25 protein-coding genes and 1 pseudogene are annotated in these 25,494 nt (G+C 66.9%); 17 read left to right on the plus strand and 9 right to left on the minus strand.

Annotation, left to right across the window (positions count from 1 at the left end; genetic code table 11):
• Window positions 1-174: 174 nt before the first annotated feature.
• The 4 genes from E8M01_RS05385 to E8M01_RS05400 all read right to left on the minus strand — a co-directional run bounded on the left by E8M01_RS05385 (window position 175) and on the right by E8M01_RS05400 (window position 3,690).
• The gene (locus E8M01_RS05385) at window positions 175-963 is read right to left on the minus strand and encodes an SGNH/GDSL hydrolase family protein (protein ID WP_136959180.1); all 789 of its coding nucleotides are present in this window, start codon (window positions 961-963) and stop codon (window positions 175-177) included.
• Window positions 960-2,159 (minus strand): OpgC family protein, encoded by a 1,200-nt coding sequence (locus E8M01_RS05390; protein ID WP_136959181.1) that lies wholly within the window; start codon window positions 2,157-2,159, stop codon window positions 960-962. Before E8M01_RS05390 ends, E8M01_RS05385 begins: the two co-directional genes overlap by 4 nt.
• Before the next feature lie 113 nt (window positions 2,160-2,272).
• Window positions 2,273-3,172: an alpha/beta fold hydrolase gene (locus tag E8M01_RS05395; RefSeq protein WP_136959182.1), complete on the minus strand. Its 900-nt coding sequence runs from the start codon at window positions 3,170-3,172 to the stop codon at window positions 2,273-2,275.
• 38 nt (window positions 3,173-3,210) lie between these two features.
• Window positions 3,211-3,690 (minus strand): Lrp/AsnC family transcriptional regulator, encoded by a 480-nt coding sequence (locus E8M01_RS05400; protein WP_136959183.1) that lies wholly within the window; start codon window positions 3,688-3,690, stop codon window positions 3,211-3,213.
• Between the two features lie 259 nt (window positions 3,691-3,949).
• Between E8M01_RS05400 and E8M01_RS05405 the strand changes: the two genes are divergently transcribed.
• The 5 genes from E8M01_RS05405 (at window position 3,950) to E8M01_RS05425 (ending at window position 8,453) form a co-directional block, all read left to right on the plus strand.
• Window positions 3,950-4,588 carry a 2OG-Fe(II) oxygenase gene (locus E8M01_RS05405; RefSeq protein WP_136959184.1) on the plus strand — a complete coding sequence of 213 codons (639 nt, stop codon included), beginning with the start codon at window positions 3,950-3,952 and terminating at the stop codon, window positions 4,586-4,588.
• Window positions 4,589-4,810: 222 nt separating this feature from the next.
• Window positions 4,811-5,773, plus strand: coding sequence for a thioredoxin-disulfide reductase (gene trxB / locus E8M01_RS05410; RefSeq protein ID WP_136959185.1), 963 nt, complete (start codon window positions 4,811-4,813; stop codon window positions 5,771-5,773).
• 33 nt (window positions 5,774-5,806) lie between these two features.
• Window positions 5,807-6,697 (plus strand): LysR family transcriptional regulator, encoded by an 891-nt coding sequence (locus tag E8M01_RS05415; protein ID WP_136959186.1) that lies wholly within the window; start codon window positions 5,807-5,809, stop codon window positions 6,695-6,697.
• 123 nt (window positions 6,698-6,820) lie between these two features.
• Window positions 6,821-7,519 carry a hypothetical protein gene (locus tag E8M01_RS05420; protein ID WP_136959187.1) on the plus strand — a complete coding sequence of 233 codons (699 nt, stop codon included), beginning with the start codon at window positions 6,821-6,823 and terminating at the stop codon, window positions 7,517-7,519.
• 40 nt (window positions 7,520-7,559) lie between these two features.
• Window positions 7,560-8,453, plus strand: a complete 894-nt coding sequence (locus tag E8M01_RS05425; protein WP_136959188.1) for a LysR substrate-binding domain-containing protein — start codon at window positions 7,560-7,562, stop codon at window positions 8,451-8,453.
• 9 nt (window positions 8,454-8,462) lie between these two features.
• Here the strand turns inward: E8M01_RS05425 and mtnA are convergent, their stop codons facing one another.
• Complete coding sequence (gene mtnA / locus E8M01_RS05430; RefSeq protein ID WP_136959189.1) at window positions 8,463-9,566, minus strand: S-methyl-5-thioribose-1-phosphate isomerase; 1,104 nt, start codon at window positions 9,564-9,566, stop codon at window positions 8,463-8,465.
• The gene (gene mtnK, locus E8M01_RS05435; protein WP_342778683.1) at window positions 9,566-10,837 is read right to left on the minus strand and encodes an S-methyl-5-thioribose kinase; all 1,272 of its coding nucleotides are present in this window, start codon (window positions 10,835-10,837) and stop codon (window positions 9,566-9,568) included. The genes mtnA and mtnK overlap by 1 nt, the downstream gene beginning before the upstream one ends.
• 230 nt (window positions 10,838-11,067) lie before the next feature.
• Here mtnK and E8M01_RS05440 point away from each other — a divergent pair, with 230 nt between their 5' ends.
• The 4 genes from E8M01_RS05440 (at window position 11,068) to E8M01_RS05455 (ending at window position 15,430) form a co-directional block, all read left to right on the plus strand.
• A complete protein-coding gene (locus tag E8M01_RS05440; RefSeq protein ID WP_136959191.1) occupies window positions 11,068-12,576 on the plus strand; it encodes a sugar ABC transporter ATP-binding protein in 1,509 nt (502 codons plus the stop codon).
• A gap of 50 nt (window positions 12,577-12,626) precedes the next feature.
• A complete protein-coding gene (locus tag E8M01_RS05445; RefSeq protein WP_136959192.1) occupies window positions 12,627-13,613 on the plus strand; it encodes an ABC transporter permease in 987 nt (328 codons plus the stop codon).
• A gap of 50 nt (window positions 13,614-13,663) precedes the next feature.
• The gene (locus E8M01_RS05450; RefSeq protein ID WP_136959193.1) at window positions 13,664-14,716 is read left to right on the plus strand and encodes a substrate-binding domain-containing protein; all 1,053 of its coding nucleotides are present in this window, start codon (window positions 13,664-13,666) and stop codon (window positions 14,714-14,716) included.
• Window positions 14,717-14,779: 63 nt separating this feature from the next.
• Window positions 14,780-15,430, plus strand: coding sequence for a class II aldolase/adducin family protein (locus E8M01_RS05455; RefSeq protein WP_136959194.1), 651 nt, complete (start codon window positions 14,780-14,782; stop codon window positions 15,428-15,430).
• A 49-nt stretch (window positions 15,431-15,479) separates the two neighbouring features.
• Here the strand turns inward: E8M01_RS05455 and E8M01_RS05460 are convergent, their stop codons facing one another.
• Window positions 15,480-15,755, minus strand: coding sequence for an accessory factor UbiK family protein (locus E8M01_RS05460; protein WP_136959195.1), 276 nt, complete (start codon window positions 15,753-15,755; stop codon window positions 15,480-15,482).
• 184 nt (window positions 15,756-15,939) lie between these two features.
• Here E8M01_RS05460 and lgt point away from each other — a divergent pair, with 184 nt between their 5' ends.
• The 5 genes from lgt (at window position 15,940) to E8M01_RS05485 (ending at window position 20,443) form a co-directional block, all read left to right on the plus strand.
• Entirely contained in the window at window positions 15,940-16,755 is an 816-nt protein-coding gene (lgt, locus tag E8M01_RS05465; protein WP_136959196.1) for a prolipoprotein diacylglyceryl transferase, read from the plus strand.
• Entirely contained in the window at window positions 16,752-17,834 is a 1,083-nt protein-coding gene (locus E8M01_RS05470) for a class I SAM-dependent methyltransferase (RefSeq protein WP_136959197.1), read from the plus strand. Before lgt ends, E8M01_RS05470 begins: the two co-directional genes overlap by 4 nt.
• A gap of 24 nt (window positions 17,835-17,858) precedes the next feature.
• Window positions 17,859-18,626: a peptidoglycan editing factor PgeF gene (gene pgeF / locus E8M01_RS05475; RefSeq protein ID WP_136959198.1), complete on the plus strand. Its 768-nt coding sequence runs from the start codon at window positions 17,859-17,861 to the stop codon at window positions 18,624-18,626.
• Window positions 18,627-18,708: 82 nt separating this feature from the next.
• On the plus strand, window positions 18,709-19,371 hold the full coding sequence (locus tag E8M01_RS05480) for a hypothetical protein (protein ID WP_136959199.1): 663 nt from the start codon (window positions 18,709-18,711) through the stop codon (window positions 19,369-19,371).
• Window positions 19,372-19,489: 118 nt separating this feature from the next.
• Window positions 19,490-20,443 (plus strand): ribose-phosphate pyrophosphokinase, encoded by a 954-nt coding sequence (locus E8M01_RS05485; protein ID WP_136959200.1) that lies wholly within the window; start codon window positions 19,490-19,492, stop codon window positions 20,441-20,443.
• Window positions 20,444-20,463: 20 nt separating this feature from the next.
• Here E8M01_RS05485 and E8M01_RS05490 read toward each other — a convergent pair whose 3' ends face one another.
• The gene (locus E8M01_RS05490) at window positions 20,464-21,471 is read right to left on the minus strand and encodes a zinc-dependent alcohol dehydrogenase family protein (protein WP_136959201.1); all 1,008 of its coding nucleotides are present in this window, start codon (window positions 21,469-21,471) and stop codon (window positions 20,464-20,466) included.
• Between the two features lie 104 nt (window positions 21,472-21,575).
• Between E8M01_RS05490 and E8M01_RS05495 the strand changes: the two genes are divergently transcribed.
• Window positions 21,576-22,499 carry a LysR family transcriptional regulator gene (locus tag E8M01_RS05495; RefSeq protein ID WP_170181797.1) on the plus strand — a complete coding sequence of 308 codons (924 nt, stop codon included), beginning with the start codon at window positions 21,576-21,578 and terminating at the stop codon, window positions 22,497-22,499.
• A 25-nt stretch (window positions 22,500-22,524) separates the two neighbouring features.
• Window positions 22,525-22,671 (plus strand): annotated as a pseudogene (locus E8M01_RS35960) (hypothetical protein); the annotation flags it as partial.
• Here E8M01_RS35960 and E8M01_RS05500 read toward each other — a convergent pair.
• Window positions 22,668-23,261, minus strand: coding sequence for an NAD(P)H-dependent oxidoreductase (locus tag E8M01_RS05500; RefSeq protein ID WP_136959203.1), 594 nt, complete (start codon window positions 23,259-23,261; stop codon window positions 22,668-22,670). The pseudogene E8M01_RS35960 and the gene E8M01_RS05500 overlap by 4 nt on opposite strands.
• A 191-nt stretch (window positions 23,262-23,452) precedes the next feature.
• Here E8M01_RS05500 and E8M01_RS05505 point away from each other — a divergent pair, with 191 nt between their 5' ends.
• Window positions 23,453-25,432, plus strand: a complete 1,980-nt coding sequence (locus E8M01_RS05505; RefSeq protein ID WP_136959204.1) for a methyl-accepting chemotaxis protein — start codon at window positions 23,453-23,455, stop codon at window positions 25,430-25,432.
• The last annotated feature ends 62 nt before the right edge of the window (window positions 25,433-25,494 follow it).

A 25,494-nucleotide genomic window follows, 5' to 3' on the forward strand; every position in this document is an offset into this window, starting at 1 on the left:
CCCTATAGACGGCTTTTCCCGCCATGGGAAGCCGAGAGCAGCAGCTTGGCCACAGGTCCGGGATGCATGAACGCTCGGCCGGTGCCGCGTCGCGCCCGTTTGGCCAGCATCGGACCGTGCTCTCGCTTGCCGGAGCCCCTGCCCTGCCGAATTCCGGGCGAGGCCGGACGGGCCTTACCTGATCGCTTCGGCCGCGCGCGGCGACAATTTCTCGGCGATCGTGCGGGCCAGCGTGACGCCGACGCAGAAATAGCCGCCATCGACCATGTGCAGCGCATCCGCCGAGAAGATCTCGTCGTCCCTCAGCCGTCCCTCGCGCAGCAACTGCGCCATCACGTCGAAACGCCGATAGACCGGCGTGCGCGTCTCGGCGGCGACCTCACGCAAGGCCATAAGATAATCCTGATAGAGCGGGTAGCGTTCGACGCGGGGAACCGGCTGCTGGTCCATGAACACCAGGTCGGTGTCCGCCTCGCGCAGCTTGACGATGCCTTTGCGCAGGATCCGCTTGAAACGTTCGATGCCGATATCGTGGATCGCGTCATTGACGCCGGTCTGCCAGATCACCAGCGCCGGGCTTTCCTCGAGCACGTCATCGTCCATCCGGTGGAACATCTGCAGCGCCGAATTGCCGCCGACACCCTGGTTGACGACCTTGATGTCATGGCCCGGCAGAAGCCGCGCCAGCTCGGCCTGCAGCACGGCTGGATAGCTGGTTTCCGCCGAGGAGGCGCCGACGCCCTGCGTCGACGACGAGCCGAGCGTCACGATGGTCAGCGTCCGGCCTTCGCGCAGTGCTGCGCGTGCATGCGGCAGATCCTGGGTGAAGGCGCGCAATTCACCGCTGACCGCGCAACGGCTGCGCCCGGCCGCCATGTCGCCCCCGGCCGCGCCGGCAGGCGCAACCGAGAGCCCGGCGAGCAGGGCCGCCGTGAGCAATGTCTTGGCCGTGGCACGAATCAATGAAGCCTGACCTCGTTCAGCACCGCCGACCGGGTGGCCGGCGTCCTGGCTGCTGCTGCCTTATACCATTGAAGCACACGACCGGATGCGAGCAAAAGCCCTAATCCCGCCAGATTCACCGCGATTTGCATGTCGAGGCCCCGCCCGACCTCGAAGAAGACGAAGGTGCCGAGCAGCGACAGGATCACCCCCAGGCAGAACAGCGGCAACGAATGACGCCCGCAATCGTCGAGCAGCCTGCCGATCCGGCCCCGCATCCAGCGCGCATCGACCGGCACGAAACGCGCGATCAGATAGGCCAGCGCCAGGGCATGGGCGAGCCGCCAGGGCGACAGATTGGTCTTGTCCGGGTCGAGCCGCCAGAGATCCGGCAGCGTCAGGCTCTCCAGGCCGGGGATCCAGGCCCAGGGCGCCGCATTGACGAAGCCGGCAACCACCATGGCCACCGCGGCAGCCAGGATCAGGCGTGAGCGCGACAGGCCGACCCCGTGCAGCGCCGCGTGACCGGCAACCAGCCCGATGGTGAAAATCAGCTGCCAGGCGAACGGATTGAAAAACCAGACGCCGCCGGTCGACAGGTTGGGAAGAGCCAGTTCCAGCATCCAGGCGGCGACGTAGAGCGCCGCCGACGCCAGCACCGCCAGCACCGGCGCGATGCGCGCCAGAATCCACAGCGCCGGCAGCATGGCCAGCAGGACGATATAGAGCGGCAGGATGTCGAGATAATTGGGCAGGAACAGCAGCACCACCATCGCCAGGATGGAATTGGCCGGATCCTGGAAGAACGGCAGGATCGCCACATGTTCGTAATAGAGCGGGTTGCCGACCTTCACGGCCATCAGCGCCACCGCCACCGCCATGAAGACGAACAGCCCGAGATGGGCGGTGTATAGCCGCCAGATACGCGCCACCACCTGGGCTGAGCCGGTCAGAAGCCCGCGCTCGTCGATAACAGTGCCATAAGCGACCGCCGCCGAATAACCGGCGAGCAGGACGAAATATTCGGCGGCATCCGACAGCCCCATGGCCGAAGGCGTGACGCGCGTCAGCCAGTTGCCGGCGACATGGTCGACAAAGATGATGAGCAGCGCCAGGCCGCGGAACACATCGATGCGCGGGTCACGGGCAACCGTTCCCGCCGTCGCCGAAGCGGCGCCGCGCCAGAACCAGGTTGCAAATGAACTCGTACCGGGCATTCCGCCGACCGTCCGCCGAGATATGACAAGCCCTAATGCAAGGCCGGCATTTTCATAGCAGAACTTGGCTTTCGGCAGGCTGACCTGGCCGGTCACATTGCGTCATGACGGCTTCACGTCTTCGCGAGCATCGCCTCCAGCGCGGCGCGGACATGGTCGGGCCGTTCCATCGGGAAGAAATGGGACGTACCGGCAACCACCTCGGTCGCGACCTGGGGCGCGGCCCGGCGAACCTTCTCGACCCCACCCGTCACCGTCGATCCATGGGCCGCCGCCATCAGGTGCACCGGCATCCGGGTGCGTTTCAACGCCCCCCAGGAATTGTGCCGGTGCGACGAAAAGGTCGCCGATTCCCAGATCGGCGCGCAGGCGAGATGGACGCCTTCGGCATCGGCGACGAAGCCGCCATCGACATAGGCCTCGAGAAAGCCGGGCTGCCAGCTCATGAAGGCCTTGCGGGTCCGATAGGTGTCGACCGCCTCCTGCTTCGAGCCGAACACCGCCCGGCGCTTGGCCGCGCCGACGGCAAGACTGAAATTCTTGAACTTCGCCCGTCCCCACGGCGTGTAGGTCGCGAGCCTCAGGAGCGGGCTCATCATGACCGGATCGAGCAGGACCAGTCCGCGCACCGCACGCGGCCGGGCGACCGCGGCGAGCAGCGACACGATCGCGCCCATCGAATGCCCCGCGACCACCAGCGGCTTGCCGCCCGCGGGCACCAGTTGATCGAGCACCGCCATCAGGTCACGCGCATAGGGCATCCAGTCGACGATCCCCTGCGGATCCGTCGGCAGGTCGGAGAAGCCATGGCCGCGCTGGTCGAGCGCCATGATCGCGTAGCGGTCGCTCAAGGGATCGAGCAGCGGCGCATAGGTCTGCGCGTTGAACCCGGTGGCGTGCAGGAACAGGAGATCGGGCGGGCTCTTGTCCGCGCCCCAGCGCAGGCCCGACAGGCTGCCGTCGGAAAGCGGCAGCGAGAAGCGCGTGCCGGTGGAGGAGCGAAATGTCGTCATGGATCAGAGGCCGCCCGTGCTCGCTGGCGCCGCGGCAATCAGCCGGCCGGCGCGATCTCCATCGGCACGGCCGCCTCGTCTTTCACCTGGTTGAGGGTCAGGACGGTGCGCACATTGCGGACATTGGGGGTGGCCGTCAGCTCGCCGACAAAGGCCTGGAAGCTCGACAGGTCCGGTGCGACACATTTCATGACGAAGTCGAAATCGCCGGAAACCGTATGGCACTCGCGCACGATCGGCCATGCCCTGACCTTGGCGGCGAAGGCATTGAGATCGGCCTCGGCCTGGCTCGCCAGATGCACCATCGCGAACACCGTGACGCCGTAGCCGAGCTTGGCGCCGGCGACCAGCGCCCGATAACCGAGAATGACGCCCATCTCCTCGAGCGCGCGCACGCGCCGCAGGCAAGGCGGCGCCGAGATGCCGACCCGGCTCGCCAATTCGACATTGGTGATGCGCCCGTCGGCCTGCAGCTCCTTCAGAATCTTCCAATCGATCGCGTCCAGGCGGGCCTTCACGGGGGCGCGTCTCCAATGTCGGGGAAGGGGCAGGAACAGGCTTGCCGGATAGCCCAGCCGGGTTCGCCGCGCAACAAAATTTCGCGTCAGCCACGTCATGCGCAATGACACTGTTGCGGCCACGACAACATCGCGTTGCGCCCGGCGGCCTCGTCGCCCTCGCAGACAAGAACGATTCTGTTGTGTGGGTCGCCACATGGACAGATGTCGCGCGAGACATCATATGTTGGGCCATTGACCGAGATCGAGAGACCCTCAGATGAGCTTCATTGATATTGAGCGTTTCCGCGCGACGCCCGTCGAGACCGCCCCTTACGACTATCTGGTGGTGCGCAATTTCGTCCGCCCCGAGCGGCTTCAGGACGTCCTGAAGGACTATCCCGACGTGCCTGGCCCAGGCTCGCACCCGCCGTCCGTCCTGACCATCAAGGGCGATTTCGCCGGCCTGATGGCCGAGCTCGACCAGGCGCCGTTCCGCAAGGCGATCGAGGAGAAGTTCGGCGTCGACCTGACCGGCAAGCCGACCATGTACACGGTGCGCGGCTTCACCCGGGCGACCGACGGCAAGATCCACACCGATTCCGAGACCAAGATCATCACCGTTCTGCTTTATATGAACGATGCATGGGATTCCGATGGCGGCCGGCTGCGGGTGCTGAACAACGGCACCGACCTGAACGACTTCGCCGCCGAGATCCCGCCCGATGGCGGCACGCTGCTGGTGTTCAAGCGCTCGGACAAATCCTGGCACGGCCACGAGCCCTTCGCTGGCAAGCGCCGCGCCATCCAGATGAACTGGGTGACCAGCCAGGCGGTGGTCGATCACGAACAGGGCCGTCACGCCCGCTCGAGCAAGTTCAAGAAATTCGTGCGCTTCATTACCGGCCGCGCGGCCTGAGCCGCGACGCGCCGACCCGTCAGACGCATTCCGGAACGGGTTTTCGACCGGGCGCAACCATGCGCCCGGAAGCGCGACCTATTCATCAAACAAATCCGCGCTATCAGCGAAAATCACCGGACGAGCCTTGCGCCGGGCGCATGGCTATAACAGTATAGGGTTCTTACGGACTCGCGTCCTATTTCCTCCCTTCCGTTCCCACTGACCGGCCCGGAGTCCGCCATGGGCGTCCAACACGAGCGCGTTGTCATCATTGGCTCCGGCCCCGCCGGTTATACGGCCGCCATCTATGCGGCCCGTGCCATGCTGAAGCCGGTGATGATCCAAGGCATCCAGCCCGGCGGGCAGATGACGATCACGACCGATGTCGAGAACTATCCGGGCTTTGCCGACGTGATTCAGGGCCCCTGGCTCATGGAACAGATGCAAAAGCAGGCCGAACATGTCGGCACCCGCATCATTTCCGACCATGTCAGCAAGGTCGACCTGAAGACCCGGCCGTTCCGGATCGAGTGCGAATCGGGCGCCGTCTATTCGGCCGATGCCCTGATCATCTGCACCGGCGCCCAGGCCAAATGGCTCGATCTGCCGTCCGAACAGACCTTCCGCGGCTTCGGCGTCTCGGCTTGCGCCACTTGCGACGGCTTCTTCTACCGCAACAAGGAGGTGCTGGTTGTCGGCGGCGGCAATACCGCGGTCGAGGAGGCGCTGTTCCTGACCAATTTCGCCTCCAAGGTCACCGTCGTGCATCGGCGCGACGCCTTCAAGGCCGAAAAGATCCTGCAGGAGCGCCTGTTCGCTCATCCGAAGATCGAAGTCGTCTGGGACACGGTCGTCGAGGAGATCCGCGGAAACGACACGCCGCCTGGCGTCACCCATGCACGATTGAAGAACCTGCGTTCGGGCGCCATCGAAGACCGCAAGGTCGACGGCATTTTTGTCGCCATCGGTCATGCACCGGCCGTCGAGCTTTTTGTCGGGCAGCTCAAGCAGAAGCCGTCGGGCTATCTGTGGACCGCGCCCGATTCCACCGCCACCGATATCCCCGGCGTCTTTGCCGCCGGCGATGTCACCGATGACATCTATCGCCAGGCGGTCACCGCCGCCGGCATGGGATGCATGGCCGCCCTCGAAGCAGAACGGTTTCTCGCCCACCACGCGACAATCCGCCAAGCCGCAGAATAAGTCAGCCAGCACCCAGCCCGAGGGAGAAAGCCCATGGATTGGGACAAGTTGCGGATTTTTCATGCGGCCGCCGCCGCCGGCAGTTTTACCCATGCCGCTGACACGCTGGGACTGTCCCAGTCGGCAGTATCCCGACAGGTCTCGTCGCTGGAACAGGACCTGAAGGTTCCGCTGTTCCATCGTCACGCCCGCGGCCTGGTGCTGACCGAGCAGGGCGAGCTCCTCTATCACACGGCGCAAGACGTGCTGATGAAGCTCGAAAGCGCCAAGATCAAACTGACCGATTCCAAGGAACGGCCGCACGGCGAACTCAAGGTGACCACCACGGTCGGTCTCGGCACGGCCTGGCTGGCGCCACGTCTCGGCGAATTCCTGGATCTCTATCCCGATATCCAGATCAAGGTGATTCTCACCGACGAGGAACTGGATCTGTCGATGCGCGAGGCCGATGTCGGCATTCGCGTCCGCCAACCGGTGCAGCCTGACCTGATCCAGCGCAAGCTGTTCCAGATCAAGTTCCACGCCTATGCCTCGTCCGACTATCTGAAGCGCCACGGCACGCCGAAAAGCGCACTCGATCTCGACGGCCACCGCATCCTGGCCTTTGGCGGACGCGCGCCGAACTACATGCAGAACGTCACCTGGCTGTCGACGGCCGGGCGCAACGGCCTCGCGCCGCGCACCTTCGCCATGACCATGAACAACATTGTCGGCCTGGTCTCGGCGGTCGAGCGCGGCATCGGCGTCGCGGTACTGCCCGACTATCTCGTCAACGACGGATCGGGCCTGGTCCAGATCCTCGACGAGGAGGAAATGCCGGTGCTCGACGCCTGGTTCGTCTATCCGGAAGAACTGAAATCGGTCGCCCGCGTCCAGGTGTTCCGCGACTTCCTGGTCTCCAAGGCGCAGCGCTGGCCGGGCTGAGACGATCGCGACGTGCCTGGGGTCAAGTCTTCATTGACCCTAGGACCTCCCCTAGGATTCCCAGGCTGCCTTCTGGCCTGCTAGGCTCCACATCCAGGGCGTGTATTGCGGGGGGAGCTGGCAATGGCCGGTATCGATCGACGTGCGGCCATCGGCGCGCTCGTGCCGCTTGTCGTCACCCTCGGCGCCATCGTCGCGACCTATGTCACCGGCACCACCGCGCGGTCGATCGAGACGGCGGTCGGCAGCCCCTACCTGATTTTCGGCTTCTTCGCCGACCGTTTTCCGGCGCTCGCCTTCGCCATCATCTTCGTTCTGGTGCGCCTGCTGGTGGTCGCCATCGTCGCCACCCGGCCGAATATTCTGTTTCGCCTGCTGCTGTTGATCCCGGCGGTCCTCCTGGTGCTGGTCGCGGCACTCTACCCGACCTTTGGCGGCATCATCGCGCGGCCGGGTTTCATGGGCGGCGGCTTCTCCATGCTGGATGGGCGCATTACCGGCGCCGATGCCGGCTTTCTCCTCGGCGGCGCGATATCAGGGGTCATGCTCGGCCTGGTCACCGGGTTTGCCCGCGGCCTCATCGACTGGTCCTGGGGCTTCACCTGGGGCCGGCTCGCCCGCGTGATCCTGGCCTTCGTGGCTTATGCCGCCTTGGGCGCGGTGCTGGCTTGGGGCTGGGCGACGTTCGAACGGGCCGGCGCTCTGTTCCCGCGTGCGCCGCTCACCATCATCGAAACCATTGGCCTGATCGGGCTGATCATCGTCGCGAGCGCACCACAGATCGTCGTGGCGGCGCTCAGCGACGCGGCGCGGCGGGACTAGGGGTTTCGGCAGGACCGCGAATGCCGATGGGCGGGGCCTCATGTCGCTGAGTTTTCGGCAGATCGAATGTTTCCTGGCCGTCGCCGATGCCGCCAGCTTTTCCCGCGCGGCGATCGGCCTCGGCGTCACCCAGTCCGCCTTGAGCCGGCATATCAAGGAGCTGGAAGGCGCTCTCGTGGCGCAATTGTTCTACCGCAACGGCCGCGGCGCCCTGCTCACCGAGCAGGGCCGGCTGTTTTACGAGCGCGCCCGCGACATCCACGCCAACATGCAGAGTGCCCGCCAGGAGCTCGGCAAGATCGGCAACAACCAGTGCGTCATCGCGCTGACCCCGACCTTCTCGCGCTTCATCTCGGCCCTGGTCGTGCGGACCCTCGCCGAACGGGTCCCGCATGTGCAGGTGCGCCTGGTCGAGGCCTTGAGCAGCCATATCCTGGAATGGCTCGCCAGCGGCCGCGTCGACCTGGCGTTGATCTATGACACGCCGGCAGCCCACGGCCAGCAGATCGAGACCGTGGTCAAGGAGCGCCTCCACCTCATTGGCCCGGGCGACGCCTTCGGCGGCGTCCGGCAGATCCCCTTTGCGGCGCTCGCCGATTATCCGCTGATCATGCCCGGCCAGCCGCATGGCGCGCGCCGGCTGATCGACCAACTCGCCGCCGAATGCGGCGTCAGCCTGAAACATGTGCTCGATGTCGACAGCCTCGGCGCCATTGTCGACCTCATCCGCAGCCGCATGGGCTTCGGCCTCTTGCCCGTGCTGCCGCTGCAGACCGAGCTGCGCGCCCGCGAGCTGCAGTCGGTCGAGATCATCGATCCCACGCCGTTGCGCAGCATCATTGCCGTCACCGGCAAGCACCGGGCGCCGGTGCGCGGCATCAATGACATCATCCGGGCGGTCAAGACCCTGTTCGCCCAGGCGCAGCTCGCCTGAACACCTCGGTCAAGCCGCTTGCTCGGCTTCGGGAAACAGGCCGCGAATGCCGGCCTCGGACGCCGCGCAGACGCCGCGCTCGGTGATCAGGCCGGTGACCAGGCGGGCCGGCGTGACGTCGAAGCCATAATTGACCGCGCGGCTGCCGGCCGGCGTCAGTTGCACGGTCTGCAGGACGCCCGCCTCGGTCAGGCCGGTCAGATGTGTCACCTCGTGCTCGGCCCGCTCCTCGATCGGGATTTCGCTCAGGCCGTCGGCGATGCGCCAGTCGATGGTCGAGGACGGCAGCGCGACATAGAAGGGCACGCCGTTGTCGGACGCCGCCAAGGCCTTCAGATAGGTGCCGATCTTGTTGCAGACATCGCCCGTGCGGGTGGTCCGGTCGGTGCCGACGATGCACATGTCGACCATGCCGTGCTGCATCAGATGGCCGCCGGCATTGTCGACGATCACCGTATGCGGCACGCCTTCGCGGGCGAGCTCCCAGGCGGTCAGACTGGCGCCCTGGTTGCGCGGCCGGGTCTCGTCGACCCAGACATGGACCGGAATGCCCTGGCGGTGCGCCTTATAGATCGGCGCCAGCGCGGTGCCCCAGTCGACGGTGGCGAGCCAGCCGGCATTGCAGTGGGTCAGGATCTGGAACGGCCGGTCCCGGGGCGCCTTGGCCGCACGCAGCGCGATCAGGCCGAGCCCGTGGTCGCCGATATCGGAACAGACGGCGGCATCTTCATCGGCGATCGCCGCCGCTTCGGCATAAGCCGCCGCGGCGCGCTCGGCCGGCGGATGGGCGAGGAGCCTGCGCCGCATCCGCTCGAGCGCCCAACGCAGGTTGACCGCTGTCGGCCGGGTGGCGTCGAGGACGGTGAAAGCCTCGGCCACCGCGCCGTCGGAGGCATCCTGGCGCATGGCCAGCGCCATGCCATAGGCGCCGGTCGCGCCGATCAGGGGCGCCCCGCGCACGATCATGTCGCGGATGGCGGCGGCGGCGGCAGGCATGGTTTCGAGGCTTTGCACCTCGAAAAAGTGCGGCAGCCTGGTCTGGTCGATGACGACGACGCTCCAGCCGTCATCGGCGAGCCAGATGGTGCGGTAGTCGCGACCATTGATCCGCATCAGGCAATCTCCTGTTCGATGCTCCGCGCCATGCCGGTCACCTCGGCAATACCGGAGAGCGATGCCGCGCCGACCACGAGTTCGCGCGCCAGCGTCAGCGCCCGCCGCTCGGAGCGCGCGCGCAAGGCTGGGTCGGTTATGCTTTCGAGGTCTTCGACATGGGCGAGGCCCAGAACCCGCCGGATCATCTTGAGGCCTGCGAAGGCCGCGGAATCCTCAAACAATGTGCGCATGAAACGGCCTCGTTCGACCGCCATTTCGGCTTGTCCCGCCGCGTCGGCGAAGAGCCCCGCAACATAGGCCTCGCCCGCCGTGCTGTCCCGCCAGAGCGCGATAAAACGCTCTTCGAAACGCCGCCAGACCTGGGTCACCTGCGCCAGCAGCCATTCACGATAGCCGTCGCGCGCGCCGGCCGTGGTCTCATGGCCGGACTGGGCGAAATAGGCCAGCATGAGATTGCCGAGCACGGCGCCGACATCGAAGCCGATCGGACCGACACAGGCGAATTCCGGATCGATGATACGGGTATTTGTGGGCGTCAGCATGACCGAGCCGGTGTGCAGGTCGCCGTGCAGCAGCGCCTGGGCCGCGGTCATGAACTGGTATTTCCGCGCCTGCGCCGCGCGTTTCAGCGGCGCGTCCTTGCGGAAGGACAGGGCCATGTTGTCGAGCTCAGGGCTGGTCCAGCGGTTGAGCGGCGCGTCACGATAAGGATCGGTGAAGACAAGGTCCTCGGTGATCCGGCAGAGCGCGACATTGGGCGCGAAATCGGCGACCAGGCCCTTATAGGGTGCGGCAGCTCCGGCCAGCACCGAGGTGCCGAACAGCATGCGCGCCATGAACTCGGAAACATCCTCGGCGAAACGCGGATATTCGATACCCCGGACCAGCCCCTTGCGCATGATGATGTGCGGCGACAGGAACTCCATGACGATCAGCGCCAGGTCGCGGTCGAAATGGTAGATGTCGGGCACCAGGCCGGGCGCGAGCCGTGCCTGTTCGCACAGCGCGCGATGCTCGTAATGCGACCGCTCCAGCGGCAGCGGCCAGGATTCGCCGACGAGGCGGACATAGGGCAAGGCCTGCTTGACCACCACCGCCCCCTCGGTCCCCTCGACGATGAAGACCAGGTTCAGATTGCCGTCGCCGACCTCGCGCACCCGCCAGCGCGCCTGGTCGGCGCCGAGCAGGTCGGGCACCGCCGGGATGGTACTGAGAAAGGGCCGAAGGCTGGCATCGTCCATCGGGCGATAGGTGGCGGATGCGCTCACGGATTGTCCTCCCGAGCCCTTGGATGTCTTGGATGAACCAAGGGGCATGGCGATGTCGGAACCCGTGTGGCGAAGGCCAGGCTCCGGGCGAAGTCGTAGCGGGGGCCCTGGTCCGCAACAATTGATGGTCCGCTCATAACAGTTAGAAGTCGTCCGGCGCTGGCGGCGGCCCCCGGCCTTTGCGACAACTCACCCCCGAGGAAACGCAAAAAAAGCGAGGGCGACCTGCCATGAAGCGGGCGTTTATGACGCTTGACGGCCTGGGCAAGACATTCGGCGCCAATTGCGTCCTCGAGGACGTGTCGCTGGATCTCCGCCCGGGCGAAATCGTCGCCTTGCTGGGCGCCAACGGCGCCGGCAAATCGACCTTGGTCAAGATCCTGTCGGGCGCCTATCGCCCGGACCAGGGCTCCATCACGATCGACGGAAAGCCGGCTGCGTTCGGTTCGCCGCTCGATGCCCGCCGCGCCGGCATCTTCACCGTGCACCAGATCATCAATGACGGCGTCGTGCAGGATCTCACCGTCGCCGAGAACCTGCTGCTCGATGAACTCTCGGCCCCGGGCACGCCGGTATTCCTCGACCGCCGCTCGATGCGCCTGCGTGCCACCCGGGTCGCCGACAGCCTGGCGCTCCGCCTGCCGCTCGACAAGGCCGTGCGCGACATTGGCCAGGCCGACCGGCAAATGGTCGCCATTGCCCGGGCGCTGGCCCATGAGCCGCGCCTGCTGATCCTGGACGAACCGACCTCGTCCTTGTCGGAAGCCGAGGCCGAGCGTCTCTTCACGACGATCGAGCATCTGCGCCAATCCGGCGTCGCCATTCTCTATATCTCCCATCGCATGGCCGATATCCGGCGCCTGGCCGATCGCGCCGTGGTGCTGCGTGACGGACGGCTCACCGGCATTTTCGAAGCGCCGCTCGACCTCGCCAAGGCGGTCTCCGCCATGCTTGGACGCGATCTCGCCGCGGCCGTGACGCGCCGGGCGGCGATCGCCGGCCGCGAAGTGGTCCGCTTCGACAGGGTTCAGCTTGCCACCCATGCGAGGCCGTTCGACCTGCAGCTGTGCGAGAACGAGATCGTCGTGCTGACCGGGCTGATCGGCGCGGGCAAGAGCGAGATCGCCCAGTGCCTGTTCGGCCTCTACAGGCCGGTCGCCGGCCGCATCAGCCTCGACGGCGCCGACTGGACGCCAGGCACGCCCGCCGACGCCGTCGGGCGCGGCGTCTTCATGGTGTCCGAAGACCGGGCCAACAATTCGCTGCTGCCGGAAACCAGCGTCACCAGGAACATGACCTTGCCCTTCCTGAGGCTGTTCTCCTGGCTTGGGCTGGTCGACCGGAACCGCGAGCGGTCCGTCGCCCTGCACCAGATCGAGCAGCTCTTCATCAAGGCGCCCTCGCCCGACGCCGCCATCGAAGCCCTGTCCGGCGGCAACCAGCAGAAGGTCGTGCTGGCGCGCTGGCTGATCGACACCTGCCGGGTGCTGATTCTCGACGAACCGTTCCAGGGCGTCGACATCGCCGCCCGGCGCGACATCGGTCAGCACCTGCGCGACACCGCCGCCGGCCGCGCGACGCTGGTGATCTCCGCCGATATCGAGGAGGCCTTCGAGGTCGCCGACCGCATCGTCGTGGTACGCGATTTCCGCGCGGTCGCGAGCTATCCGGTCCACGCCATCGGCCATGACGCATTGATCGCAGAGATCGCCGCCATCGAACACGAAGAAGCGGCCTGAGCCGCCATGACGACCTTTCGGGACATTGAAAATCCAAGGCCCCATCAATCATGACCTCACAGACCCGCGACAGCATGATCCGCTACGGCCTGCTCGTCGTTCTCGCCGCCATGGTCGTGCTGTTCGCCGTGCTGGAGACGTCGTTCCTGCGGGTCGGCAATGTCTTCATCATCCTGCAGTCGGTTTCGATCGTCGCCCTGCTGGCGCTCGGGGTCACCACCTCGATGGTGGTCGGCGGCTTCGACCTGTCGATCGGCAGCGTCGCCGCCGCGTCGCTGATGGCCTCGGCCTATGCCATGGTGGTGTGGAAGCTCGGCACCGTCGAGACCATCTTCTTCTGCCTCGCCATCGGGCTGGCGGTCGGCGCGGTCAATGCCTTCCTGATCGTCAAGCTCCGGATCCCCGACCTGCTGGCGACGCTCGGCATGATGTTCCTGATCGTCGGGCTGCAGCTGATCCCGACCGGTGGCCGCTCGATCGCCAGCGGCATGCAGCTGCCCTCCGGCGCCATCGCCAATGGCAGCTTCCAGCCGTCGTTCCTGATGCTCGGCCGCTATCGCATCGCCGATGTCGTGCCCGTGCCGGTGGTTATCATGATCGTGCTGGCGGTGGCGACCTGGGTGTTCCTGGAACGCACGCGCTGGGGTCGCATGATGTATGCCATCGGCGGCAATGAGCAGGCCGCCCGGCTCGCCGGCGCCAATGTCAGCGCCTACAAGTTCACCGCCTATATGATCTCGAGCCTCTATGCGGCGATCGGCGGCATCCTGCTGGCGGCGCGGGTCGGCCGCGGCGATGTCAGTTCCGGCAATTCGCTGCTGCTCGACTCGGTCGCTGCCGCCCTGATCGGTTTCGCCGTGCTCGGCGCCAAGAAGCCCAATGCCTTCGGCACAGCCATCGGCGCGCTGTTCGTCGGCGTGCTGCTCAACGGCCTGACCATGCTGAATGCACCCTATTACACCCAGGATTTCGTCAAAGGACTGGTTCTCGTGCTGGCGCTCGCCTTCACCTTCGGCATCGCCTCACGGGTTCGGTGAAACAACGGCCTGCCGGCAGGCAAGGCCGAAAATCCAGCGGAGGAAAGCTCATGATCAAGCGTCGTACCATCCTCACAGCCGCGGCTGCCGCGCCCTTCGTCCTGTCCGGCCGCTTCGCACTGGCCGCCGGGCTTCCCGGCGCGCCGAAACCCTTCGACAAGGGCGGCCTGCGCATCGCGCTCGTCCGCTATCTCTCGACCGGCGATTTCTTCCAGGCCTATCTCGCCGGCGTCGAGCGCCAGGCCAAGGCGCTGGGCATCGAACTGCGTGTCTTCGACAGCCGCCAGGATGCCGCGCTCCAGCGCGAAATGCTGGAACAGGCGGTCGGGCTCGGCGTCGACGGCATCATCGTCCAGCACGGCCTGACCGAAACCATGAAGGATGCGGTGGCGCGCGCCGTCGACGGCGGCATGAAGGTGGTCGCCTTCGACGTGAACTGCGAAAATCCCAAAGTGCCGCAGATCGAGCAGAGCGACCGCGATCTCGCCCGGCTCGCGCTCGAACAGGCGGTCAAGGACAACGGCAATGCCTTCCCGGCGGGTTATGTCTATGTCGCCGGCATCGCCCCGCTCGATCGCCGCGACGAGACCTGGCAGAAGGTGAAAGCCGCCAATCCCGGCATCCGGGAGGTTGCCCGCTGGGGCACCATGGACAATCCGATCGCCAATGCCGTCGCCAACCAGACCGGCGCCGTGCTCAGGGCCAATCCGGGCATCAAGGTGGTGTTCGCGCCCTATGACGAGTTCGCCAAGGGCGTCAAGATCGCCGTCGACGAAGCCGGCAGGAACAAGGACATCAAGATCTATTCCGCCGATATCTCGACCGCCGACATCCAGGCGATGCGCGAACCCGACAGCGCCTGGGTGGCGACCGCCGCGACCAATCCGGCGGTTGTCGGCGAGGTCTGCGTGCGCGCCCTGGCCGTGCACATGACCGGCGAGTTTCCCGGCCAGCAGGTGATCGTGCCGCCGACCCTGATCACCCGCAGCGACCTGATCGACAAGAGCATCACCAACATGCAGGACCTCGGCCAGAAGATGCCGCAGTTCGAGCATGCCGACGTCGTCGTGCCAAAATGGCTGCCCTTGCCGCGGCGCGGCTGACCGGCGGCACGTCTCGCGGGGCCGTCGGCGCAAGCCGACGGCCTCGTTTCATGGGAGCATCGGATGAGCGAGCAGGACCTGCGCCGGGCGATCGTCCGCCTGTGCCGCGCGATGAACGCGAGCGGCCTCAACCAGGGCACTTCGGGCAATATCAGCGCGCGCTACAAGGACGTGATGCTAATCACGCCGAGCGCCACGCCTTATGACAGCATGAAACCGGCCGATATCGCGGTGATGCCGCTTGGCCGAGAGGACGGCGCCTGGTCCGGCCCGCTCAAACCTTCGACCGAATGGCCGTTCCACCTGGACATCATGCGCGCGCGGACCGACGTCGGCGGCATCGTCCACACCCATTCGACCTTCGCGACCATTCTCGCCATGGCGCGCCGGGAGATCCCGGCCTGCCACTATATGATCGCCGCCTTCGGCGGCCCGACGATCCGCTGCGCCGATTACGCGACCTATGGCACCAAGGCCCTGTCGGACAATGCGCTGGCAGCGCTCGCCGATCGCAACGGCTGCCTGCTCGCCAATCACGGCCAGATCGCGGTTGGCGCCTCGCTCGACAAGGCGATGTGGCTTGCTGTCGAGCTGGAGACCATTGCCAGGCAATATTACCACAGCCTGCTGATCGGCGGCCCGGTATTGCTGCCCGACGACGAGATCGAGCGGGTCCGGGAGGGCTTCCGCAGCTATGGGCTGCGCGACCGCTGACCGGCTTGAAGCCCGGTCAGACTAACGCCACGGCGCCTGGCTTCCGGCGCTATTTGGCCTTGGCGCTTTTCGCGTCCTTGGCGAGGCTCGCCTCGAAGGCGTCGAGCCTGGCCTTCAGCGCCTCGTTCTCTTCGCGCGCCTTCACCGCCATGTCTCGCACGACCTCGAATTCCTCGCGGGTCGGCAAGTCGAGATCACGCAACATGCGCTCGGCCTGGGTCTTCACGAAAGTATCGGCTTCGCGCTTGAAGCCCTGGGCAAGCCCTGCGGCGTCGGTCATGAACTTGGCGAACTCGTCGGCAATGCGGTCGGTGGTCTGGGTCATGGCCTATCTCCACGGCAGACCCTGGGTATGGGGAGCTTCGATCACGAGCGCAAGACTCGCGTGCAACAGAGTCGCGCAAGAGAGCCTTGGCACGGCCATCCTGGCGCACCAGCCCGCACGGCAACGTCGCCAGGCCGTCGACGGTGGCTTGACACGTGATCCCAGGGCCGGGCAAACCCGCGCCATGCCGGTTTCCGCGATCATGTTCCCCGCCTTCGATCCCGTCCTGATCCAGATCGGGCCCTTCGCGATCCGCTGGTACGCGCTCGCCTATATTGCCGGCTTCTTCATTGGCTGGTGGATGGCCAAGCGCCTCGTCGCGACCGCCTCCTTGTGGCGGGGCAACACCTCGCCCTTCGATCCGGCCCTGATCGACGATGCCATCGTCTGGGCGGCGCTCGCCGGCATTCTTGGTGGCCGGCTCGCCTTCGTGCTGGTCTATAATTTCGACTATTACATCGCCAACCCCTCCGAGATCATTGCGGTCTGGCATGGCGGCATGGCGTTCCACGGCGGCATTGTCGGCGTGGTGGCAGGGTTGTTCGTCTTCGCCCGCAAGAACAAGCTGCCTTTCCTCAGCCTGATCGACGTCGCCGCCGTCGTTGCCCCGATCGGCATCATGCTCGGCCGGCTCGCCAATTTCATCAATGCCGAGCTCTGGGGCCGGACCACCACCATGCCCTGGGGCGTGATCTTCCCCGGCGCCGGGCCCGACCCGCGCCATCCGAGCCAGCTCTACCAGGCGATGACCGAAGGGCTGCTGCTCTTCGTCGTCCTCATGCTGATCGCGCGCGCCGGCGGCCTCAAGCGGCCGGGTTTCATGGCCGGCTGTTTCGGCATCGGCTATGGGCTCGCGCGCTCGTTCGGCGAATTGTTCCGCCAGCCTGACGCCCAGCTCGGTTTCCTGTTCGCCGGCGCCACCATGGGCCAGCTCCTGTCGATCCCGGCGATCCTGGTCGGCCTCTGGCTGGTCGTCCGCGCCCGCCGCCAGCCGTCATGACCGCGCTCGGCGCCGAGATCGCCGCTCTCATCGCGGCCGAAGGCCCGATCGCCCTCGACCGCTACATGGCGCTTTGCCTCGGCCATCCCCGCCACGGCTACTATATGACCCGCGATCCCCTGGGCGCGCATGGCGACTTTGTCACCGCGCCGGAGATCAGCCAGGTGTTCGGCGAGCTGATCGGCGCCTGGGCGGCGGCGACCTGGGACGCCATGGGCCGGCCGCCGCGCCTGCGCCTGATCGAATGCGGCCCGGGACGCGGCACGCTGATGCAGGACCTGATCCGTGCCGCGCGCGCCGCGCCGGACTTCCGGGCGGCCATCGATCTTCACCTGGTCGAGACCTCGCCGGTCCTGGCCGCCAGGCAGCGCGAGGCCATGGCCGCCGCCGGCACCGAGGCGACCTGGCATGCCGATCTCGCGACGGTTCCGCCGGGAGCCACCCTGGTGATCGGCAATGAATTTCTCGATGCCTTGCCAATCCGCCAGTTCGTCATGACGCCGAAGGGCTGGCGCGAACGTGTCGTCGGCCTCGCAGACGCGAAGCTCACCCTCGGACTGGCGCCGGACCCGGTTCCACCAGCACTCGTTCCAGCCGCGCTGCGCCAGGCGCCACCGGGCGCGGTCGTCGAAATCTGCCCGGCCCTCGACGGTCTGGCTGCCACCCTTGGCACGCGCCGCGAGGCCGGCCCGGTCGCCGCGCTGTTCATCGATTACGGTCATGCCAGATCCGCTCATGGCGAGACGCTCCAGGCGGTCCGCGCCCATGGCTTCACCGATCCGCTGGCGGAACCGGGCGAGGCCGACCTCACCGCCCATGTCGATTTCGCCGCCCTCGGCCGGGCGGCGGCCGGGCATGGCCTGGCGGCAAGCGCCGTCATCAGCCAGCGCGAGCTCTTGTTCCGGCTCGGGCTTCAGGCGCGCGCCGAGGCGCTGGCCAGTGCCAATCCTCGCGACATCGACAGCCTGAAGGCGGCAGTCGAGCGGCTGATCGATCCCGCGCCCGCAGGCATGGGGGCCTTGTTCAAGGCCCTTGTCATCCATTCTCCCGGTCTGGCGGTGCCGGCGTTTGACAGCTGAGCGCGAAGCGGATTTGGTCCCGCCATGCGTGTTTCCTCCTCCGCCCTCTCCGCCCTGCCCGGCATTCGTCACGCCTTCTTCACCCGTGAAGGCGGTGTCTCCGAAGGCATCTACGGCTCGCTCAACGCCGGCATCGGCTCGAACGATGCGCCCGAGAACGTCCGCGAGAATCGCCGGCGGATGACCGAGGCGCTCGGTGTCGCCGACAATGCGCTGATCTCCTGTTTCCAGATCCATTCGCCCGACGTGGTGGTCGCCGAAAAACCCCATGACGGCGGCGACCGGCCTCGCGCCGACGCCGTGGTGACCCGCGTGGCCGGCCTCGCCTGCGGCGTCGCGGCCGCCGATTGCGGCCCGGTGCTGTTCGCCGATGCCGAAGCCGGCGTCGTCGGCGCCGCCCATGCCGGCTGGAAGGGCGCGCTTGGCGGCGTGCTGGAAGCGACCATCCAGGCGATGGAAGGGCTCGGCGCCGCGCGCGGCCGGATCCAGACCGCCATCGGCCCGCTGATCCGCCAGCCGAGCTACGAGGTCTCCCAGAGTTTCATGGACCAGTTCCTCGCGGTCGATTCGTCCTATTCCCGGTTTTTCGCCGACGGAAAGCCCGGCCATGGCCAGTTCGACCTGCCCGGTTTCATTGGCCATCGGCTCGCCGCCGCCGGCATCGGCATGATCGACGATCTCGGCCTCGACACCTATTCCGACCCTGAGCGCTTCTTCTCCTACCGGCGCACCACCCATCGCCGCGAACCCGATTATGGCCGCCACATCGCGGCCATCACGCTTGGCCGTTAACCATCGTGGTTAACAAAGCATGAAGGCCGCCTGGACCGATGCCTTGGCGTCGGTTATCCCTGGCGGCGATCGGAGATGATCCATGCCCCGAAACCCGTTGCACGGAAGCGTCGCCCTCCTTCTCGGTTCGCTGGCGCTCGGCGCCTGCACCGGTGGCGAGGGCCCGGTGGCGGGTAGCCCGCCAGCGCGCGGCGCGATCGCTTTCGAGCCGATCGACGGGGCCCCTTCAGCCGTCAACCAGCGGCTTGCCGGCCGGCTTGCCGGTGAGGCCCAGGCCCGCCAGATCCAGGTCGTCGCCAATCGCGACGGCGCCCGCTACCGGGTCCGCGGCTATATGGCGACCGCCCGCTCCGGCGATACCGCCACCGTTTCGTATGTCTGGGACGTCTTTGACCCCGAACGCCGGCGTTCCACCCGCATTGCCGGCGAGGAGCGCGTCCAGGCCCGCGGCGGCGACGGCTGGGGTGGCCTCGACGACGCTGCGGCCGGCCGCATCGCCAGCCGCAGCATGGACCAGATCGCCTCCTGGCTCGCCACGCCGCAGGCTGGCCCGGCAGTGGCGCCTGCCTCCGCGCCGGTCACGCCAGCCGAACCGGCACCGCCGGCGCAGCCCATGGTCGCCTCGACCACCGGCACCGCCCAGGTCACCACTTTCGCCTCGCCCCAGGCGGCACCGGCCGCCGCCCCGCCACAATCCACGGTTGGCACCGGCGGCCCTCTGATACCGGCTCAACCGCTCCGCTGACTGTCATTTCCGCGTCACACCCTGTTGATCTCCGGATTCTCTCGCCTTCATGCCATTGTCGCGAGAGACCTCGGTTGCTATGAGGTCCGCGCAGCCGAAAGCCAGCGGGACCAGCCTTATGTCGAGAAAACCCGGGATCAAGATCGTTTCCGGCAACTCCAACCGTCCGCTCGCCGAGGCGATCGGCGCCTATCTCCAGACCCCTCTGACCAAGTCTTCGGTGCGGCGTTTCGCCGACATGGAGATCTTCGTCGAGATTCAGGAGAATGTGCGCGGCGAGGATGTCTATATCGTCCAGTCGACCTCGTTCCCGGCCAATGACCACCTGATGGAGGTGCTGATCATCTGCGACGCCCTGCGTCGCTCATCGGCCAAGCGCATCACCGCGGTCATCCCTTATTTCGGTTATGCCCGCCAGGATCGGCGCTCCGGCTCGCGCACCCCGATCTCAGCCAAGCTGGTCGCCAACCTGATCACCCGCGCCGGCGCCGACCGGGTCATGACGCTCGATCTGCATGCCGGCCAGATCCAGGGCTTCTTCGACATCCCGACCGACAACCTGTTCACCGCGCCGTTGCTGGCCAGGGACATCAAGGAGCGGCTCGACCTCTCGCAGGTCATGGTGGTGTCGCCCGATGTCGGCGGCGTGGTGCGCGCTCGCGCGCTCGCCAAACGCATCGATGCGCCGCTCTCCATCGTCGACAAGCGCCGTGAAACGCCCGGCCAGAGCGAGGTGATGAACGTCATCGGCGATGTCGAGGGCAAGAGCTGCATCCTGGTCGACGATATCGTCGATTCCGGTGGCACCCTGGTCAATGCCGCCGAGGCCTTGCTCGCCCGCGGCGCCAAGGATGTCTCCGCCTATATCACCCATGGCGTGCTGTCGGGTGGTGCGGTTGCCCGCATCACCGCCTCGAAGCTGAAGGAACTGGTGATCACCGATTCCATTCTGCCGACCGAAGCGGTGCGGGTGGCGCGCAACATCCGCACGCTGTCGATCGCCAGCCTGATCGGCGAAGCCATTGCGCGCACCGCCAGCGAAGAAAGCGTGTCGAGCCTGTTCGAAGACTGATCGACCGGCGACGGCCGCCGTCAGGATCTCAGCACGACCTTGCCGAAATGCTGGCCGGAGCGGAGATAGTCGAGCGCGGCCCGCACCTCGCCGCGGGGAAAGACCCGGTCGATGACCGGGCGCAGGCCGGTCGCGCCAATGCCGCGGTTCATCGCCTCGAACGATTGGCGTGATCCGACAGGTATGCCGCGCACCCGGGCCTTGCGCCGAAAAATGTCGAGCGGATTGATCGCGCCTTCGACACCGCCGAGATAGCCGATCACATTGATCTGACCGCCCGGCCTTAGCGCCAGGAGCGACTGGCCAAAACTGCCTGGGCCGCCAACCTCGACCACGTGGTCGACACCGCGACCGTCGGCCAGGGCCCGCACCTCCAGCCCCCATTCGGGTGATCTCCGGTAGTTGATCGTGCCGCTCGCCCCAAGGGCCTTGGCGCGCTCGAGCTTGGCGTCGCTGCTCGACGTGACGATGACCTTGGCGCCGGCCAGCCGGGCGAATTGCAACGCGAAAATGGCGACCCCGCCGGTGCCCTGCACCAGCACCGTGTCGCCCGGTTTGATCCCGCCTTCGGTGACCAGTGCATGCCAGGCCGTCAGCCCGGCGCAAGGCAAGGTCGCGGCTTCCTCATCGCTCAGGTGAGCCGGCACCTGCACCACGCCGTCGGCGCTCAGCCGGACATAGTCCGCCAGCATGCCGTCGATCGGCCCGCCCAATTGCCGGTTGGTGTCCGCCATGTCGAAACCACCGGCGATCCAATTCTGCCAGAAGGTGCCGGCGACCCGGTCGCCGGCGCGCACGCGTGCAACGCCCTCGCCGACCGCGACGACCTCGCCAACCCCGTCGGAGAGCGGGATCAAGGGCAGGTCGAAGCGCGTGTGATAGCTGCCTTCGATGATCTCGACGTCGCGATAGTTCAGCGCCGCGGCGGCGACACGGACGACCACTTCGCCATGCCGCGGTTCGGGGATCGGCCGCTCGACCTCGCGCAGGTTGGCGATGCCATGTTCGGTGATTGAGAAGGCCTTCATATCGACTGCTCCGGCGTGTCTGAGGGGCGGGCTTTGAGCTTTCGACCGGCAAGCCCTAGGATGCAAATTCATTATTCTCAGAATGATTATGCCTTGGAGGCATGATGCTGGATGAAATGCGCAGCTTCGTGCTGCTTGCCGAAACCGGATCGATCCAGATGACGGCCGAGCGCCTGCCGCTGACCCAGTCGGCGGTCACCCGCCAGATCCAGCGGCTGGAAACCGAACTGGGGACCATCCTGCTCGACCGTCGCGTCAAGCCGCCGCGCCTGACGCCGGCGGGGATCGAGGCGCTGGAGCGCTGCCGGGCCATCCTGGGGGCGATCGGCGCCTTGAAAGCGAGCACGGCGGCGACCGCCGAACCGGAGGGCACCTTGCGCATCGGTTTTGCCTCGGCGCTCGCCGCCGAGACCATTGCCGATGCCGTCCGCGCCGTGCGGCAGCAGTTTCCGAAGGTCGAGCTGCGCGTCGTCGGCGGCTGGGCGCGCGACCTGGCCGATCTCGTCCTGGAGGACAAACTGGACGCGGCGGTGATGCTCACGGCTCAGGGCGCGCCCATGCCGTCGCCGGGTCTCAGGAGCGAAACGATTGGCGGTGAGCGGATGGTCGTCGTCGGCCCGTCCGGACGGCCGCTGCCGCGCAAACCGACCCGGGCTGCGCTCGGCGCGATGGACTGGGTGCTCAGCCCCGAGCCATGCGACGCGCGGTATGCGCTTGCAGCGCTTCTGGCATCGGCCGGCGCGACCATGCGTATCGCCGCCGAGGTTCTGGGCCTGGACCTGCAGACGGCGCTGATCGCCCAGGGCGTCGGTATTGGCATGGTGCCGGCGCGCCGCCTCGAACCCTATGCGCGCCGCCACGGTCTGAAGCGCCTGGCGATCCCGGACATGCCGCTCGATTTCGATATCCGGCTCGTCAGGGGGCCGCATCTCGGCCGCATCGATCAGGCCGTCGATGTCATTCGCGACCGCCTGACCAAGGCCTGGACCGGGCCGGAGGCGGGCGGCCCGGCCAGGGCGGCGGGCTAAGCGGCTCGGGCATCCCGATCTCGGCGAGACCGAACTCGAGCATACCGCCTTCAGCGTCGAGGGTGCCGAGGACCCGCGCCTGATCGTCTGCACGCCGGCGCAGCCCGACCATGCGCGGCGTATTCAGGCTCTGGTCGAACGGGCGAAAGCCGAAGCCCGCGTGACGATCTAGCGAAGCCGTCCGAGGACCCGGCTGACCTTCGCGAGATAGCGCTCGCGATCATCCTGCGAGGCGCTGTCCATCCGATGCAGGGCAAGCCACAAGGTCTTGGCGCGTGGATGAACCAGCGGCCGGAGGCCGCGCAGCAAGGTGCGCCGGCCGGGTTCCGACATGACGAGCCGCCACCACCACCACGGCGAGCCGAGTGTCGAGACCGCGCCAATGAAACGGATATTGGTCATCACCCGGCCGATCGGCTTGCGCCCCTCCGGCATGCCGAAGGTCGCATAGGGCACCCAGACCCGGTCGAGCCAGCCCTTGAGCATGGCCGGCAGGCCGTACCACCAGGTCGGGTAGACGAACAGCAGGCCCTCGCACCAGCGCAGGGCCTGAAGGTGTTCGGCCACCGGCGCTTCATTGACGCCGGGCGTGTGATAGCCGCGCCGCTCCTCGGCGCTCATCACCGGATCGAAACCCTCGGCATGGAGGTCGAGGACGCGCAATTCATGCCCGCCGCGGCGCAATGCTGCGACCACCGTGTCGCGCAGCGCGGCGGTGAAGCTCTCAGGGCAAGGATGGCAATAGACGATGAGAAAACGCATATCCTGCAGGCCCTGATGATCACGCGCCGGAACGCTCTGCCAAACGACCGGATCGCAGCATATTAAACTATTGAGTCGACTACTGAATTGGCCAAAAAAATCAACCCTCGACCCCGGCTAAGTTTAACCCTTGGTTCAGCTCGGTCGCCGAGGTTGCGGCAGCTTTCCCATGGCCAGTGCAGACCATTTTCATGCCGCAGTCCAACGCCCTTTCGGTCCGCATGCGGATCCTCATCATCGCCGTCATTCCGATTGCCGGGCTGATCGGGCTGACCGCCTTGTCCTGGTGGTCGTCGCGCCAGACCGACCGCGCGATCGTCGAGCTGACCGCGGCCAACGATGTGCTCCGCAGCGCTTATGAGTTGCGGGCCGCCGTCAGCGCCATGGGCAGCAGCATCGACCTTCAGGCCGCCAGCGAGAGCGCCGAACAGGCGACCGCCTTTGCCAATCTCCTTGACCGCGCCAAGCGTGAGGCGGCCGCGATCGGCTCATCCTCCCTCGCCGCCATTTTTGCATCTGAAGATCTCAGGGCCGGTCTCGCCGCCCCGCAGGACGTCGCGGCCGCCTTCGACCGTCTCGCAGCGGTTCAGGGACGGATGGGACGAGATGCCGATTCCGGGTTGAACGGTGAATTGCGCCGCGCCATCCACGGGGTCGAGGACACGCTGCAGAAGCTCGCATCGGTCTGCTGCGCCGACACGCGCAACTTTCAGATCGCCATGCTGCGCCTCAGGCGCTCCGAGAAGGACTTCATGCTGCGTCTGACGGTCGAGGAGCTGGACCGGTTTCGCAAGGGCGTCACCGAATTCGAGGCCCTGCTCCAGGACAACGAGCTGCCACTGCCGGCTCAGGCCAAGATGAAGGAGATGCTGGCCGGTTATGTCAGGGGCTTTTATGCCTGGGCCGAAACGGTGCAGGACAGGAGCCGGGAAGCCGCCGACGGCGCGCGGATCGGCGCGGCCGCGGTCGGGCATATCCAGAAGCTGATCGACCGGGCAGCGCTCCAGCAATCGGCGGCCCAGACCCGGATCGACGCAACCGCCGCCACCGCCCTCACCCTGACGATCGGCGCATCGATCGTCCTGGTCATCCTGCTCTCCGGATTGGCGCTGGTCTTCGGCACCGGCTTGATCCGGGCGATCCGCGCACTGACCGCGACCATGTCGCGCCTGGCGGCCGGCGAGACCGATCTTGTGATCGCCGAAGCCGAACGCCAGGACGAACTCGGCGAAATGGGCCGCGCCGTCACCGTCTTTCGTGATGGCGCCATCGAGCGCCTGCGTTTGGAGGCGGCCCGCGACGAGGGCGCGGTGCGCGCCGCGCGCCAGGCCCGGATCGACGGGCTGTTCGGCCGGTTCCGCACCGACATGGCCGAGGTGGTGACGGTCCTGCGCGGCAATACCGATCAGATGGAAACCACCGCCCGCGCGCTGAACGCCATCGCGCGAGAGGCCGACAGCCAGTCGGACGAGGCCGCCGCCGCGTCCGAACGGACCTCGGCCAATGTCCAGATGGTTGCGGCGGCGGCGGAAGAACTTGCCGCCTCGATCAGCCTGGTTGCCGGCCAGGTGACGCAGGCCCAGGCGATCGTCGGACAGGCCGGCGACATCGCGAGCCGAACCAATGGCGAGGTCAACAGGCTCGCCGATGCGGCCGGCCGGATCGGCGACGTCGTCAACCTGATCCGCGCGATCGCGGCGCAGACCAATCTCCTGGCGTTGAACGCCACGATCGAAGCCGCAAGGGCCGGCACCGCCGGCCGGGGGTTCGCGGTGGTGGCCGCCGAGGTCAAGAGCCTCGCCACCCAGACCGCCAGGGCGACCGACGAGATCGCGGCGCAGATCGCCGGCATCCAGGCCTCGACCGGCAGCGCCGTCGAGGCCATCAGGACCATTACCGGCACGATGGGCGAGATCACCAGCGTGACCGCCACGGTCGCCGCGGCGATCGAGCAACAGGGTGCCGCCACCGCCGAGATCGCCCACAACATCCAGCGCGCCTCGGCCGGCACGACCGAATTGTCGCGCAATGTCTCCGGCGTCAAGGGCGTGATCGCCGAGGCGTCGGCCCAGTCGGCAAGCGTCCTGACCGCCTCCGGCGCTCTGACGCATGCCGGGCAGCGGCTGTCGGCCTCGGTCGACGGCTTCCTGACCGAGGTAGCCGCCGCCTGAGGCACCGGCGCTGCTGCAGGCAGCCGACGCATCGGATGGGCCAATGACCGGGTGCACTCGCC

Source organism: Phreatobacter stygius (assembly GCF_005144885.1).
GTDB lineage: Bacteria > Pseudomonadota > Alphaproteobacteria > Rhizobiales > Phreatobacteraceae > Phreatobacter > Phreatobacter stygius.

Excerpts from the sequence above, each read along its gene's own strand:
- E8M01_RS05390 (WP_136959181.1), bottom strand. The coding sequence starts at position 2,159 with ATGCCCGGTACGAGTTCATTTGCAACCTGGTTCTGGCGCGGCGCCGCT.
- E8M01_RS05395 (WP_136959182.1), bottom strand. The coding sequence starts at position 3,172 with ATGACGACATTTCGCTCCTCCACCGGCACGCGCTTCTCGCTGCCGCTT.
- E8M01_RS05405 (WP_136959184.1), top strand. The coding sequence starts at position 3,950 with ATGAGCTTCATTGATATTGAGCGTTTCCGCGCGACGCCCGTCGAGACC.
- trxB (WP_136959185.1), top strand. The coding sequence starts at position 4,811 with ATGGGCGTCCAACACGAGCGCGTTGTCATCATTGGCTCCGGCCCCGCC.
- E8M01_RS05415 (WP_136959186.1), top strand. The coding sequence starts at position 5,807 with ATGGATTGGGACAAGTTGCGGATTTTTCATGCGGCCGCCGCCGCCGGC.
- E8M01_RS05420 (WP_136959187.1), top strand. The coding sequence starts at position 6,821 with ATGGCCGGTATCGATCGACGTGCGGCCATCGGCGCGCTCGTGCCGCTT.
- E8M01_RS05425 (WP_136959188.1), top strand. The coding sequence starts at position 7,560 with ATGTCGCTGAGTTTTCGGCAGATCGAATGTTTCCTGGCCGTCGCCGAT.
- mtnA (WP_136959189.1), bottom strand. The coding sequence starts at position 9,566 with ATGCGGATCAATGGTCGCGACTACCGCACCATCTGGCTCGCCGATGAC.
- E8M01_RS05440 (WP_136959191.1), top strand. The coding sequence starts at position 11,068 with ATGAAGCGGGCGTTTATGACGCTTGACGGCCTGGGCAAGACATTCGGC.
- E8M01_RS05445 (WP_136959192.1), top strand. The coding sequence starts at position 12,627 with ATGACCTCACAGACCCGCGACAGCATGATCCGCTACGGCCTGCTCGTC.
- E8M01_RS05450 (WP_136959193.1), top strand. The coding sequence starts at position 13,664 with ATGATCAAGCGTCGTACCATCCTCACAGCCGCGGCTGCCGCGCCCTTC.
- E8M01_RS05455 (WP_136959194.1), top strand. The coding sequence starts at position 14,780 with ATGAGCGAGCAGGACCTGCGCCGGGCGATCGTCCGCCTGTGCCGCGCG.
- E8M01_RS05460 (WP_136959195.1), bottom strand. The coding sequence starts at position 15,755 with ATGACCCAGACCACCGACCGCATTGCCGACGAGTTCGCCAAGTTCATG.
- lgt (WP_136959196.1), top strand. The coding sequence starts at position 15,940 with ATGCCGGTTTCCGCGATCATGTTCCCCGCCTTCGATCCCGTCCTGATC.
- E8M01_RS05470 (WP_136959197.1), top strand. The coding sequence starts at position 16,752 with ATGACCGCGCTCGGCGCCGAGATCGCCGCTCTCATCGCGGCCGAAGGC.
- pgeF (WP_136959198.1), top strand. The coding sequence starts at position 17,859 with ATGCGTGTTTCCTCCTCCGCCCTCTCCGCCCTGCCCGGCATTCGTCAC.
- E8M01_RS05480 (WP_136959199.1), top strand. The coding sequence starts at position 18,709 with ATGCCCCGAAACCCGTTGCACGGAAGCGTCGCCCTCCTTCTCGGTTCG.
- E8M01_RS05485 (WP_136959200.1), top strand. The coding sequence starts at position 19,490 with ATGTCGAGAAAACCCGGGATCAAGATCGTTTCCGGCAACTCCAACCGT.
- E8M01_RS05490 (WP_136959201.1), bottom strand. The coding sequence starts at position 21,471 with ATGAAGGCCTTCTCAATCACCGAACATGGCATCGCCAACCTGCGCGAG.
- E8M01_RS05495 (WP_170181797.1), top strand. The coding sequence starts at position 21,576 with ATGCTGGATGAAATGCGCAGCTTCGTGCTGCTTGCCGAAACCGGATCG.
- E8M01_RS05500 (WP_136959203.1), bottom strand. The coding sequence starts at position 23,261 with ATGCGTTTTCTCATCGTCTATTGCCATCCTTGCCCTGAGAGCTTCACC.
- E8M01_RS05505 (WP_136959204.1), top strand. The coding sequence starts at position 23,453 with ATGCCGCAGTCCAACGCCCTTTCGGTCCGCATGCGGATCCTCATCATC.